Raw genomic sequence first — 14,998 nt, forward strand, 5'->3', positions numbered from 1 at the left:
GGGGTTCATCGTCACCGTCGCCGGCGAACACGGCAAAACCCTCAAGGGCGGCACGCTGGACCTGTCGTACAACCTGCTGACCGATGAAAACGGCACCATCGTCAAACGCGCATCCCTGCACGCCTCGTTGCTCAACATCGGCGAAGCGCAACGCGAACTGGTCAAACCCATCGTGCTGGGTGAAAAGGATGGCGTGCTGGAACCCAAGGACCTGCCCGGCGGAGCCAGCAAAATCACCCTGCCCCGACCGGCGGCTGTTCCGAGTCAAGCCGGAGACATCAAGACTTATTCCTTGATCATTGAAGGCAATGAGCCCGTCACCGACTCGAAAACACTCAACGCATTGTCCAAGGACAAGGACGTGGTTTTCCCGCTGAACGCGGCGTTTGTGGCCCAGCACATCGAGCCTAATCGCGGGAAAAAAGTGCAGGTGCACTACGAAATTTTCCGGGCGGCCAGCAACACGACCAGTTATTCGAATGTGCTGGAGTTTGTAATCGGCGAGCCGGTGGCACTCGATCCGCCAACCATCGATTCGGTCAAGGGCTCGCCAAGCGGCAAGGACATTGTCGAAAGTGGCACCACTGTTGAAACCAGTGTGGTGCTGAGCGGCATGGCGGCCAAGGGCAAGAACGTCGAGATACGCGATGGTGCCACCGTCAAGGATCAGGTCACGGCGGATCCGGTTTCTGGAATCTGGACCTACACTGTGCCGGGTCTGAGTGTGGCGAAACACAGTTTTAGCGCGATAGGAAAATATGGTGCCGAACCTACCTCTGCGGCCTACACCCTCACTGTCACGGCGGTCATTAAGCCGACGCTGAGCAATGTGCTGGACGACCGCAACAACGAAGTGCCGGAGGGTAAAACCACTTTCAGTACATCGCTGACACTCAAAGGCACCGCCAGCAAAGATCAGGACGTCGGGATCTATGATGGCAGCGGTGCGAGCGCAGTACTCAAGGGAACCGCGACAGCGGATAAAACCACAGGCCTGTGGGAATGCACGATCACGGTTGTAGTCGGCGCGCGCCGGTTGTATGCCAAATCCTTTTATCACCCCACATCGACCTATTCGAATGTGCGACTCCTGACGGTGGAAGCCCTCAGGGCACCGACATTGACTTCAGTCAAAGGCTCGCCGAGTGGTAACGAAATCCCCGAGAATGGCTTCACCGTGGAAACGGCCGTCATCTTGAGTGGCGTTGCCGCAGCCGGGCGAGACGTGGAAGTGCTCGACGGTGCGGTTATCAAAGGTAAAGAGACTGCCGATGGAGTAACCGGCATCTGGAGTCTGCCCGTTGCAAACCTCAGCAAAACCAAACACAGCTTTACGGCCAGAGATCTGGAGCAACCGAGCCTCGTGTCGGCAGCGAGGACGTTGACGGTGACGGAAGATCTGCGCGCGCCATTTCTGGTGGAAGCAGCCAGTCCGATTCATCCGCTGGCATATCCACAAGGCGTGACAATGCGGATTGAATTCACAGCGCAGGTTGACGATAGGGCGCAGTTGGTTCATGTGAATGCAGTGGACGGGGCACCGCCGTTCGAATTAAAAAAATTCAATGACGACAACCAGGTAAATGAGCCGCTTGCACAAGCATTCTGGATAAATCATCAAAACTCGGTCGTCAGGTTTCTGTGGGATCTGAATCGCGATGGCAGCCCAGCTGGCAAGTCACAAACGATGGAGGTACAAGTCGAAAAAATCGACGCAGGTGACACGCGATTGCCCACTCCCGTAATAGCCGGAAATACAAGCAATTTACTCGACGTCACTCAACTCCAAAGCACTGATCAATCGACAGTTGCGAATTCGCCTCATACTCCACGAGAAGTACGGTGGTTGCTTTATGAAGGGACAAGCAGAAGTGGCGCGACCGTAAAACTTTATGACCCAGAGAAAGAAACAAGTGATCCGGCATCAGATTTCAGCAAAAAAATCCCCTTGGCCTGGCTGAAAGCTCTGGGTAATGGCACAACATTAACGATGACATTCAGCGTCAACTTCAAGGGTGAGCCCAACCAGGAAGACGCTACCAAGTTTCCGATTCGAACTTACTCCATTCGGGCGACACCGCGCCTTGATGACCTGACGAATTTTGCCAATCACCAGAGAAACGGCTGGGAAAATGGTCCGGTAATTGTTGACCAGAGAGACTGGAGCTATGCCAACTTTCTCGGTCTCACATCGCTGACCAACAGCACCTATACGAACAACTCTGCGGGCGTTGTACTAAAAAAGACCTATACCAATTTGATCCGTGGCAGCACGTATGAATTCAGCTGTCTTGCATCCAACGGAAATCAGCCACCACTTGCACAGCTTTCGTTCAGATCAAACTATGGAGTGATAATAAGCTTCATGTCGCCACCTGCCTCCCAATGGATACCTTATTCATCCACTTTTATTGCGCAGTCCGAACAGATGACTTTCGAGTTCCAGAGCCTTTTGGCTACCGGGTCTGGTAATGACTATTTCTTGACTAACTTGCGCATGAGAGAGGTTTAAACAACTAAACAAGAAAGGAAAAAAGGGGGACGGATTTATTTAACCAGTGATTTAAACAGCGGGGTTGATCGAGGTTTTTCTGTTGACCGGGATGACCCTTTCGCGAGCAAGCTCGCTCCCACAGGGAAACGCATTGAAAATGTGTGCGAGCCTGCTCGCGAAGGGGCCACTGAAGTCAGCGCAAATCGCCTTTTAAACTCCGGCGTTTAAAAGACACCTTCAGACACGCCTTACAGGCTACAAATTCTTGCGCCATTGCCTACAGCTACGCCAGAATCCGCCGGCTTGTGCGCCTTGGGGTCGGGTTCTATTGTGGTGCGGTCGCTGAAGAGTCAGCGATCGGGTTTAGCGACCCAAATCTGTAATAGGTGCATCAGCGCTCCATGCTTTGTGGCAGATTCAATGTCTGCAACTTCGCTATGGTGGCTGTATGCGGGAGACCCTCGGGTCTGCCGGGTGCCTATAACCGGTTCGCTAACCTGCGTACAGCCGCCACCTTCCTGTTTAGCGACAGTTCTGGGCGGCTCCACTCTTATAGGAGCTTCACCATGATCAAACCAACACCCAACCCACCCGAAACCGACCCCACCTCCCCCTACGAATCCCTCGATTCAAAAAAACTCCACGAAGCCGCCGACCGCGCCCTCGATCACTACCTCTGCCCACCCGGCTCCAGCCCTCCGCCACGCAAAACCCGCCGGATGTACGCCGTTACCGCAGACTTCAAAAATGAAGAACTGCTGGCCGATGCCAGCGAAACACTCGCCTCAGCCAGAACCATCGCCCATGACTTCGCCCACCTCATACCCGCGTCGCAGCGCAGGACGCTGTTGGGGATTGCGCAACTGATCATGCTCGGCGAGCTGGCGGTAAATCGGGTGATGGATAATCTGGAGTTGCCGCAGTAGCGACACACGCGATGATCGTTCCCACGCTCCTGCGTGGGAATGCCTCAACGGACGCTCCGCGTTCGGCTTTGGAAGGGACGCCGAGCGTCCCGGGCTGCATTCCCACGCAGAGCGTGGGAACGATCACGTCAGGCAGAACAAACCCGCCGTCCCGGTTGTACGGGACAGCGGGTTTTGTCGTTTCAGGCGTCGCTTACACCGTATCCACCTTCAACGAATGATCATTCAACATCCCGCTGATGATCGTCGCCGTGTCATGCCCGCCAGCCACCACCCCGCCCGCCCCCGGCGTCACCCCGTAATGGCTGGCGAGATTCACACCGGCCAGGTCGATGGTCTGGTTCGGCGTGGCGCCAGCCATGGCGCTGACGTCGATGCTGGTAAGCACCGAGGCACCGCTGCCGCTGACAGTGAAGTGCAGATAGTCATCCAGTGACGCTGTGGTGCCGTTTTCGCCCTGCAGCAGTTGCGACAGGTCGAGTTTGTCGGTGCCGGGGGTGAAGTCGGTAATCAGGTCGTGGCCGCTGTTGCCCTTGAGCCACTGGAAGGTGTCGGCCCCGGCGCCACCGGTCAGGGTGTTGTTGCCCATGCCGCCAATCAGCAGGTCGTCGCCACCGCCACCGTTGAGGATGTCGTTGCCGAGGCCACCGTTGATCACGTTGTTATTGTTATCGCCGGTGAGGGTGTCATTGAAGTTCGAGCCGACGAGGTTTTCGATGCCGGTCAACGTATCGGTGCCGGCGCCCAGGGTGTTTTGCGCACCGAGCAGGCCGAGGTTGACCGTGACCCCGGCCGTGGCGTGGGCGTAGCTGGCGGTGTCGCTGCCAGTACCGCCGTCGAGCAAATCGTTGCCCGGGCCGCTATAGAGCAAGTCGTTACCGGCGCCGCCGTGCAACTCGTTGTTGCCTGAGCCTGCGGTGAGCACATCGTTGCCGTCGCCGGCGTTGATGATGTTGTCGCCGCTGCCGGCCACCAGCACGTCATCCCCCGCGGTGCCGGTGAGGGTGTGGCCGTCCTGATAGCTGATGCTGACGTTGGCGGTGTCGCTGCCGCCATGGTTGTCGTTGGCAGTGTAGCTGCCGTGGAAGTCCGGGGTGATGTCATGCGCCCCGGCGTAGTTGAGGGTCATGGTCAGCTGATAGTTTTCCGCCGCGTTGGGGTTACCGCCGCCGGTGGGGTTGGTGATGTTGGTGATGTGGATCTGGTAGACCCCGTCCGACGTCGCGGTGAGGGTTTGCCCATCCGCCAGCGCGATGTAGGCGCCACCGTTGATTGAGTACTCCATGCTGACTTGACCGGCCGCCAGGTTGTGATCGAGGTTGAGGGTTTCGCCCTGGCGCAGGTTGACGGTGATGCGGTCTTCATCGTTGGCGTTGCTGTTGGTCACCGCACCGAGATAGCCACTGACCACCAGCACAGCAGTCATGGTCGCAGCGTTGGCACTGAACGAATTACGCACGTTGGCCAGGTTCTGGTTGGCGGCGGTGTTGACGTTGGTGCCGGTGAAGTTGATCGCCCCGGTGCCGGTGAAGTCCGCCGCTTTCGAGATCCAGCCGGTGTTGAAACTGGTGGGCGTAGCGTTGAGCGTATCGCCGTTCGGATCGGTGTCATTGGCCAGCAGCAGTTCGCCCGGTACGACAATATTGCCCGAGAGCACGTTGGTGATGACGTGGTCGTCCACCGCCACTGGCGGCGCGTTGGGGATCACTTTCACGGTCAGCGTCGAGCTGGCGAGATCGCCGTCGTTGTCACTGACGGTGAAGCCGATGTTTTCGGTGATGACCACCGCCGTGGTTTTCTGCGAGGTGTAGGTGTAGTCGCCGCTGTCGAGGTTGATCAGCAGTGTTCCGCCATTATTGGTGGCGATGCTCAGCGTGTTGTTGGCGGTGTTGAAGGTGCCGTGATTGATGCCGCCACTTGGCGTCAGCGAGCCTTGGCCGCTGAGGGCTTTTGGATCGTAGGTGTAAGTGGTGCCGTCGACCACGATGGATTTGATGAAGCCGCCATCGGCGCCGAAGGTGCCGCCCTCGCCCAGCAACGAACCAGTGACCGGCGCGCCCTGCACAGTGCCCGACAGCACCGAGTTGAGTTGATTGAGGTCGGTGACCACCACCGCATTGGTGTTGGTGTGGCTGATGCCGTCATACGCCAGCGGGTCGAGGTTGGCGTTGCTCACGCCGCTGCCGAGGCCGATCGCGTAGTTCTTGATGTTGTTGGCATCGAGGAAGTTTTTCAGCGCGGCTTCGTCAGCGGCGTTGATGTCGCCTTCGTTGGGTTTACCGTCCGAGAAGAAGTAACCGACGTTCTGTGCCCCGGTGAGTTTGCCCGAGGTGTTGAACGCGGTTTGCATGACCGCCACCGCAGCGTCGTAGTTGGTGCCGCCACCCGCCGACAGGCTGGCGAGAATCGTCTTCGCGGTCGCCACATCGACCCATACCGACGTTCTGTCAGTGGCGTTGCTGCTGAAGGTGACGAGCTGGACTTTGACATCGCCAAGGTCGTCGTACTTGTCGAGCAAGGCACTGATCGCCTGCTTGGCCAGGTCCAGCCGCGACAGTCCCGGCACACCCGAGGCGTCGGCCATACTGCCGGAGATATCAAGAACAATGAGCAGGTTGGAATCGATCTCCACTGCCGCCACCGAACGATCCGAGGCCACGGCTTTTGGCACGTCATCAACGATGTTCACCACAAGGGTGCTGGTGGTGCTGTTGCCCAGTGCATCGGTGGCTTTGTAGGTGAAACTTTCGCTCAGCGTGTTCGCCCCGTCGTTGGCGTTCGGAGTGGTTTTCGGTGCAGAAGTCAGCGTGTAGGTATAGGTGCCGTCGGCATTGAGCTGAATCTGCCCATAGCTGCCGGTGGCGCTGCCGACCAACGTGTAAGTGATCGCGCCCGTACCACCGGTAACTGCGCCGACCAGCGTGCCGGTCGCGGTTTCACCGGTGTTGGTCGGCTCGCTGCCGGTGACCGTACCGGGGGCCAGATCCGCGCCGTCCTTGCTCAGGTCGAGGGCTTTTTCATAGACCGTCACGTCCTGATCGACCGAGGCCACCAGTTTGCTGTCGGCGACGTTGATGGTGATGGTCGTGGTGCTTTCATCGCCGTCGCTGTCACGGATGGTGTAGGTGAAGGTGTCAGTGGCGCCCGGTGGGCTCACCGAGTTCGGGTTGCTGTGATAGACGGCGTTGCCGGCCGCATCGAGGGTCAGATAACCGAAGTTGCCATTGATGTTGCTGTTGAGGCCGCCAATGGCCGAAGTGCCGGTATTACTGCCGGCGCGCACACCGACCACTGTCGCCGCGCCATCGGCACCACTGACGTCATTGCCGAGCACGCTGACATTGAGCGTGCCGCCCTCAGCCACCGAGCCGGTGTCGGGTTTGGCGGTCGGCAGGTCATCGATGATGTTGACGTTGATCTGGCCGTTGGCGGTGCTGCCATCGGTATCGGTGGCCACCACGTTGAAGTTCTCGGTGAGGCTGTTGGCACCGTTGGCGGTCGGGTGGGCTTCGTTGTCGACCAGGGTGTAGCTGTAACTGACCACACCGGTGGCCGGGTTGTAACCGGTAACGGTGAAGGTGCTGCCCAGCGGCGAAACCACCGATTGCGGGAAGCCTGCAGCGACACCGTTGGTCACCACGGCGATGCCGCCGACGGTGAGGGTTTGCAGACCATCGAGCGCAGTCACGGTGAAGGTGCCGCTCTGGGTCAGCGCCGGGGTGTCGGGGCTGGTGCCGTCGCTGAGGTTTTTCTCGTAGACGGTGAGTTCGCCGCCATTGACGTCGAGGCCGTTGAGCACCACCGGATCGTCGTTGTTGTGGATGTTCAGCACCAGGTTGGCAGTGCTGGTGTCGCCATCGGCATCGGTCAGGGTGTAGGTGAACGTCTCGGTGCCGTTGCCGCCGCCGTGCAGGTTTTTGAAGTCGGCATCGTTGGGGTTCAGCGTGTAGGTGTACGTGCCGTTGGCGTTGAGCACGAGCGTGCCGTAAGTCCCGGTGAACGTGCCGGCGGTGATCGGCCCGGCATTCGGTCCGGTCGCGACCACATCGGCGCCTTGCACATCGTTGGTCAGCACATTGCCGGTCAGGGTCAGTTGCGTTTCCGAAGCGCTGTTGGCGTTGCTGTCGTTCACAGCTTTTGGCACGTCATCGACGATGCTGACGACAATGGTGCTGGTGACGATGTTGCCGAGCGAATCGGTGGCCTGATAGGTAAAGGTTTCGGTCAGGCTGTTGGCGCCGTCGTCGGCATGTGGCGTGGTGGTCGCCGGCGATGTCAGCGTGTAGGTATACGTGCCGTTGGGGTTGAGGACGATTTGCCCGTAGTTGCCGGTGGCACTGCCAACCAGCGCGTAACTGATCGCACCGACTGCCCCGGTGACCGAACCGACCAACGTGCCAGACGCGGTTTCGCCGGAGCTGGTCGGGTTGCTGCCGGTGACTGTACCGGGCGCCAGATCCGCGCCGTCCTTGGTCAGGTCGAGGGCTTTCTCGAAGACGGTGACGTCGGTGTCGCTGGTCGCGCACAGCTTGCTGTTGGCGACATCGATGGTGATGGTGGTAGTGCTTTCATCACCGTCGGAATCGCGCACGGTGTAGGTGAACACATCCACTGCGCCCGGGCCGTTCACGACGTTGGGATTGCTGTGGTAGACGGCGTTGCCGTTGGCGTCCAGGGTCAGATAGCCATAGGTGCCGTTGATGTTGCTGTTGAGTCCGCCGATGGCCGAAGTCGAGGTGTCGGCGCCGGCGCGCACGCCGACCACTGCACCGGTTACGGCCGGACCGTCGGCGCCACCAATGTCGTTGTTCAGCACGTTGCCGCTGACCGTGCCGCCCTCCGCCACCGATGCGGCGTCAGGATGGGCGCTCGGCAGATCATCGACGATGTTGACGTTGATCTGGCCGTTGGCGGTGCTGCCATCGGTGTCGGTGGCGACGACGTTGAAGTTCTCGGTGATGCTGTTGGCGCCGTTGGCGTTTGGATGAGTTTCGTTGTCGACCAAGGTGTAGCTGTAACTGACCACGCCGGTGGCGGGGTTGTAACCGGTAATGGTCAACGTGCTGCCCAACGGCGTGACGATCGATTGCGGGAAGCCTGCGGCCACGCCGCCGGTGACCACGTTGATGCCGCCCACGGTCAGGGTTTGCAAACCGTCGAGGGCGGTGACGGTGAAGGTGCCGCTCTGGGTCAGCGCCGGAATGTTGGGGCTGGTGCCGTCGCTGAGGTTTTTCTCGTAAACCGTCAGTTCGCCGCCGTTGACGTCAAGGCCATTGAGGTAGACCTGATCGTCATTGTTATGGATGTTCAGCACCAGGTTCGCGGTACTGGTATCACCGTCGGAATCGGTGATGGTGTAGGCGAAGGTTTCCGTGCCGTTGCCGCCGCCGTGCAGGTTTTTGAAGTCGGCATCGCTGGTGTTCAGCGTGTAGGTGTAAGTGCCGTTGGCATTGAGCACCAACGTGCCGTAAGTCCCGGTGAAAGTGCCAGGGGTTACCGGCCCAGTCGGTACGCGATCGGCGCCTTGCACATCGTTGGTCAGAACGTTGCCAGTCAGGGTCAGCAAGGTTTCCGAGGCGGTGCCGGTGTTGCTGTCATCCACGGCTTTTGGCAGGTCATCGACGATATTGACGTCGAGGGTGGCATTGGCGGTGGTGCCGTTGTCATCGACCACGGTAACGGCGAACTGCTCAGGCAGATTGTTCGCACCGTTGGCGTTTGGATGCGCTTCGTTGTCGACCAGGGTGTAGCTGTAGCTGACCACGCCGGTGGTGGCGTTGAAACCGGTGATGGTCAGCGTGCTGCCCAACGGCGTGGTGACCGATTGCGGGAACCCTGCGGCCACGCCATTGGTGACGACAGCGATGCCGCCGATAGTCAGCGTGGTCACGCCGTCCAGCGCAGTGATGGTGAACGTGCCGCTTTGAGTCAGCGCGGTGGCATCCGGCGTGCTGCCGTCAGTGAGGTTTTTCTCGTAGACGGTGAGTTCGCCGCCATTCACGTCAAGGCCGCTGATGACCACTGGATCGTCGTTGTTGTGGATCTGCAGGACGAGGTTCGCGGTACTGGTATCACCGTCGGAATCGGTGATGGTGTAGGCGAAGGTTTCCGTGCCGTTGCCGCCGCCGTGCAGGTTTTTGAAGTCGGCATCGTTGGTGTTCAGCGTGTAGGTGTAAGTGCCGTTGGCATTGAGCACCAAGGTGCCGTAAGTGCCGGTGAACGTGCCCGGGGTGACCGGTCCGGTGGGAACGCGGTCGGCGCCTTGCACATCGTTGGTCAGAACGTTGCCAGTCAGGGTCAGCTGAGTCTCTGACGCCGTGCCATTGCTGTCATCGAACGCTTTCGGCACGTCGTCGGTAATGTTGACGTCGAGCGTGCCGGTCGCGGTGTCGCCATTGCTGTCGCCGGCAATCACTGTGAACTGTTCGCTGAGATTGTTCGCGCCGTCGCCGGCCGCGTGGTTTTCGTTGCCGTTGAGGGTGTAGCTGTAGCTGACAACGCCAGTCGCCGGGTTGTACCCGGTGATGGTCAGGGTGTTGCCCAGTTGCGAGGTGATCGATTGCGGAAAGCCGATCGCCACACCGCCAACGATAACGTTGATGCCACCAATGCTCAGGCTGGTCAGACCGTCCGGCGCCGACACGGTAAAGCTGCCGCTTTGCGTGAGTGCGCCAGGGTTGGCCGCCGAGCCGGCAGGCAGATTGGCTTCATTGAGACTGAGTTCGCCGCCCGCCACGTTCAGGCCAGTGAGGGTTACAGGATTGTTGACCGGTGGCGGCACCACGACTGGCGGGGTGTCGTCACCGTTGTCGATGACCGCGTTATGGCGTTCTTCGGGGAATTCAGGAATACCGCCAAACCCGGCAGTCGGGAAACCGATGATCGGGTCGACCCGACCGCCAACTTCCGTCAGCAAGACAAAACTGTGACCACCGCCCAGTTCACCCGGTGTACCACCCGGTGCATTCGGACCGGCGGCGGTGGCTTCGGCGCTTTTAGTCGGGTCATCACCGGCGGCGATGGCTTTCTGGATCTGCTCGACGTCGGTCAGTTGCGCGTCGCTCGGGGTCACGGCCTCCGCGGCATTGACATGCGCCGCCTGACCCGCCAGCAGTTCACCGGTCATGGTCATGCTGCTGCCGCGTCCGAGGGTCAGTTCCTGGCCGTTTTGCAGATGAACGGCGACGGCGCCTTCTGCGCCGGTGATCAGTTGATCGCCGGCAAACAGGCGATCCCCTTCAACCAGTGCGCGTTTAGTACCGTCGGCTGACTGGGCGAAAACCTGGCCGATGACTTTAGTGACTGTGCCGATGAGCGTTGCCATGTGAAATCCTCCGCTGCCGACCACCGTCGGCACTGGTAAGCGAAGCAGCCCATGGCTCAATCGGGTTGTTGCAGGTGACGCTCGCACCTTCAACAGTTCGTTTCGCAGGTGGCTTCTTCTGGAAACATCAGTGCTATCAAGCACTTCCGCATCCTGATCAAAGCACTACGCCCGCTAACGCTACGTAACGCTGGTGAATCACTCGAGTGACAAAAATCTGTCGCTCATCAGCGGTTACGCGTCCCTCCCCTTCAGCAGTACTTCGCCGTATGTCGCAAAGTGAATGGAACTTTCCTCAAGCCTTTTTGCGCTCCCTAAAGCGCATAAAACAAAGGCTTTCATGCTGAACAATGTGCTGGTTTTTACGAAGCGCATAAGTTTTTTTCGGCATAAGCCTTATGAAAATTTTTTCTTAGCTACGCTTCAGGATGTTCTTAGCTCTGTTGTTACAAGAGTGAAACGCCTACACCTAAAAATATCGTCAAATATTTGGCGACAGTAACACACCATCAGGACTCAGGGAGATGCACCCATGCGCGTTCTAACCCCCCTCTGCAGCGCGGTTTTGCTGGCCATGGCTTGCACTTCACAAGCCCAGGCCATGAACCTCACCGAGGCGATTCAAAGCACCATCGCCACTCACCCGGAACTGGCCTCGCGCGTGGACGCCCGCCTGTCGGCTGATGAACAGGTCAAAGTGGCCAAGGGCGGCTTCTATCCGTCCGTCGATTTGAACGCTGCGTATGGCCGTGGCTACAGCGACAACACCAACACCCGGGCCTTCGGTAATCACCACACCGAAATCCTCAATTACACCCAGTCCGAGCTGCGCCTGCGGCAAATGCTGTTCGACGGATTCAACACTGCCAACGAGGTCGAGCGCACCAAAGGCGTGTCCAATTCGCGCGCTTACTACGCGCAAGGCACCGCTCAGGATCTGGCCCTGCGCACCATCGAGGTTTACCTCGAAGTGCTCAAGCGCCGCGAACTGGTGACCCTGGCCCGCAACAACTTGCAAGCGCACTTGCGGGTCAACGATCAGATCGGCCTGCGCACCGAGCGTGGCGTCGGCAGCACCGCCGACTCGGATCAATCGGTCGCGCGTAAGGCGCTGGCACAAAACAACCTCGATACCGCCGAGGTCGATCTGTCTGACGCCGAAGCCAATTTCTACAGCGTGGTCGGGCGCATGCCCGATGAGCTGGAAACGCCGGCCTCGACCCGTGGCGAACTGCCGACCGAATTGCGTGAAGCCCAGCAGAGCATGGTCGACAACAACCCGTATCTGAAATCCGCCCAGGCTGACGTGCAGTCGGCCGAGAGCCAGTATGAAGTCGCCAAATCACCCTTCTACCCGCGCTTCGATGCCGAAGCCGCCGTCGGCGCGAACAACAACGTGCAAGGCGATGAAGGCCACGACAACGAATGGCGTGTGGGTGTGGTGATGAACTACAACCTGTTCCGTGGTGGCAGCGACAAGGCGCGCCTGGCCTCCGATGCGCACCAGATCAATCAGGCCATGGACATCCGCAACAACGCCCTGCGCCAGCTGAACGAGAACATCCGCCTGGCGTGGAACGCCATGGAAAACGCAAAGAAACAGACCCCGACCGCCCGCGAATACGCCGAAACCACCAAACGCGTACGTGCCGCCTATCAAGATCAGTTCGGCCTCGGCCAACGCACCCTGCTCGACCTGCTCGACAGTGAAAACGAGCTCTACAACGCCAACCGTCGTTACACCGAAATCCGCTACACCGAGGAATATTCGATGTATCGCGTGCTGGCGAACATGGGCCAGTTGCTGAGCAAGCAACGGGTGGTGCTGCCGGCCGATGCGATCGCCGCGACCGAAGTGAAAAACGAAGCGCGCCTGCCCGAGCTGAAATAAACGGTGCAGGAGCTGACTTTGCCCTGACCTGATCGTTCCCACGCTCTGCGTGGGAATGCCTCTAGGGACGCTCTGCGTCCAGTGACGCGGAGCGTCACGGGCTGCATTCCCACGCAGAGCGTGGGAACGATCACGCATCGACCGTAGAGCGTGGGAACGATCAACCTGAGTCCGTTCAACAGAGGCGATCAATATGACCAGCATGGAACCCGGCCATTCCGGGGTCGATCCGCGGCTGAGCTTCGATGACCCGTTGCTCGACGGTCTGTTGATCCTCTGCAAACTGCATGGCGCGACGGTCAGCCGGGCCAGCCTGAGTGCCGGGCTGCCCCTCAACAAACAACGCCTGAGCCTCGATCTGCTGCCCCGCGCCGCCGCCCGGGCCGGGTTGCAGGCGCGGATTCTGCGGCGCGATCTGAAAGACATCTCGCCGCTCAATCTACCGATTCTGCTGCTGCTCAACGACGGCCGCACCGCTGTTCTGCGGCGTTTCGGCGACGACGGCAAAGCGCTGATTCTGCCCAGCGAAGCCGATGGCGGCGAACAATGGATCAACCGTGAAGAACTCGCCGAGCACTACAGCGGCCAAGCCTTGTTCGCCCGTCCGCGCCACGAACTCGAAGACCTGCGCTCGCCGCTGGTGCCACGGGTACATGCGTGGTTTCGCGACACCCTGAAGCTGTCGAAATGGCTCTACAGCGATGCGATCCTCGCCAGTTTCCTGATCAACCTGTTAGGCCTGATGGTGCCGTTGTTCGTCATGCAGACCTACGACCGCGTGGTGCCCAATCAGGCCACGTCGACCTTATGGGTGCTGTCGATCGGACTGCTGATCGGCACCGGTTTCGAACTGGTGTTGCGGGTGGTGCGTGCGCACCTGCTCGACACTGCCGGCAAGAAAACCGATGTGATCCTTTCCGCGACTTTATTCGAGCGCATTACCGGCATGTCGATGAAAGCGCGGCCGGCAACCATCGGCGGTTTTGCCCAGAGCATTCATGACTTCCAGGGCCTGCGTGAATTCCTCACGGCGGTGACCCTGACCAGCCTGATCGACCTGCCGTTCGTGGTGCTGATGCTGGTGGTGATCGGTCTGCTCGGCGGCTGGCTGGTGGTGATTCCGCTACTGGCGTTTCCGATCACCATCGTCTTCGCGATGATCATTCAGGTACGTCTGCGTGACACCGTGCAGAAGAGCCTGAGCCTCGGCGCTGAACGCCAAGCGGTGCTGATCGAAACCCTCGGTGGCCTGGAGACCCTCAAAGCCTGCAGCGCCGAAAGCGAGCGCCAGCACAAATGGGAAAGCACCCACGGCGCCCTCACCCGCCTCGACAGCCACGCGCGCAATCTGTCGGCGCTGGCCACCAACGGCACGCTGTTCATTCAACAGTTTTCGGGGATGGCGACCATTGTCGCCGGGGTCTACAGCATCATCGCCGGTAATCTCAGCGTCGGTGCGCTGGTCGCCAGTTACATGCTCGGCAGCCGCGTGCTCGCGCCGCTGGGGCAGATTGCCGGGCTGATCACCCGTTATCAGCAAGCGCAACTGACCATGAAAAGCACCGACGCATTGATGGCCCTGCCGCAGGAACGCGACGGCAAACAGCGGCCGCTGGAACGCACGCAACTGCAAGGCGCGCTGGACGTCAGCGGCGTGACCTTTCACTACAACGGCCAGAACGCGCCGGCGCTGAGCAATGTCAGCTTCAGCCTGAAAGCCGGCGAGCGGGTCGGCATCATCGGCCGCAGCGGTTCGGGCAAAAGCACCCTGGCGCGATTGCTCATGGGCTTTTACGAACCTGAGGAAGGTCAGCTCCTGCTCGACGGCCTCGACCTGCGCCAACTCGATGTCGCTGACCTGCGCCAGCAGATCGGTTACGTCGCCCACGACCTGCCGCTGCTGGCCGGCAGTCTGCGTGACAACCTCACGCTTGGCGCACGTTACATCAGCGATTCACGCATGCTCGAAGTGGCCGAACTGACCGGCGTTACCGAACTCGCTCGTCAGCATCCGCAAGGTTTCGACCGGCCGGTAGGCGAACGCGGGCAATTGCTCTCCGGCGGCCAGCGTCAGGCGGTGTTGCTCGCGCGATCCTTGTTGCTTGATCCGCCGATCATGCTGCTCGACGAACCGACCAGTGCCATGGACAACAGCAGTGAAGACTTGCTGCGGCAGAAGCTGCACGGCTGGGTGCAAGGCAAGACGCTGCTGCTAGTCACCCACCGCACCTCGATGCTGAGCCTGGTGGACCGCTTGCTGGTGCTGGACAACGGCCGGGTCGTCGCTGACGGCCCGAAAGAAGCGGTCATCGATGCACTGCGCAAGGGCCGTGTCGGCTCGGCGGCGGTCTAGGAGTTGCCCC

Annotated in this window: 4 protein-coding genes and 1 pseudogene; 4 read left to right on the top strand and 1 reads right to left on the bottom strand. The window is 59.9% G+C overall.

What is annotated here, in order from left to right; genetic code table 11:
- Nucleotides 1-2,512, top strand: a pseudogene (locus CKW38_RS30225) (hypothetical protein); the annotation flags it as partial.
- Between the two features lie 548 nt (nt 2,513-3,060).
- Nucleotides 3,061-3,420, top strand: coding sequence for a DUF6124 family protein (locus tag CKW38_RS20670; RefSeq protein ID WP_095113734.1), 360 nt, complete (start codon nt 3,061-3,063; stop codon nt 3,418-3,420).
- 193 nt (nt 3,421-3,613) lie between these two features.
- Here the strand turns inward: CKW38_RS20670 and CKW38_RS20675 are convergent, their stop codons facing one another.
- Nucleotides 3,614-10,744: a retention module-containing protein gene (locus tag CKW38_RS20675; protein WP_095113735.1), complete on the bottom strand. Its 7,131-nt coding sequence runs from the start codon at nt 10,742-10,744 to the stop codon at nt 3,614-3,616.
- Nucleotides 10,745-11,276: 532 nt separating this feature from the next.
- On the opposite strand from CKW38_RS20675, the gene CKW38_RS20680 reads away from it, so the two are divergent.
- Together CKW38_RS20680 and CKW38_RS20685 are read left to right on the top strand one after the other, a co-directional pair.
- Complete coding sequence (locus tag CKW38_RS20680; protein ID WP_095049304.1) at nt 11,277-12,635, top strand: TolC family outer membrane protein; 1,359 nt, start codon at nt 11,277-11,279, stop codon at nt 12,633-12,635.
- A 193-nt stretch (nt 12,636-12,828) separates the two neighbouring features.
- Nucleotides 12,829-14,988 (top strand): type I secretion system permease/ATPase, encoded by a 2,160-nt coding sequence (locus tag CKW38_RS20685; protein WP_007914521.1) that lies wholly within the window; start codon nt 12,829-12,831, stop codon nt 14,986-14,988.
- Nucleotides 14,989-14,998 lie beyond the last annotated feature (10 nt).

This window comes from Pseudomonas sp. Irchel 3H7, from assembly GCF_900187605.1.
In the GTDB taxonomy this organism is placed as follows: Bacteria; Pseudomonadota; Gammaproteobacteria; order Pseudomonadales; family Pseudomonadaceae; genus Aquipseudomonas.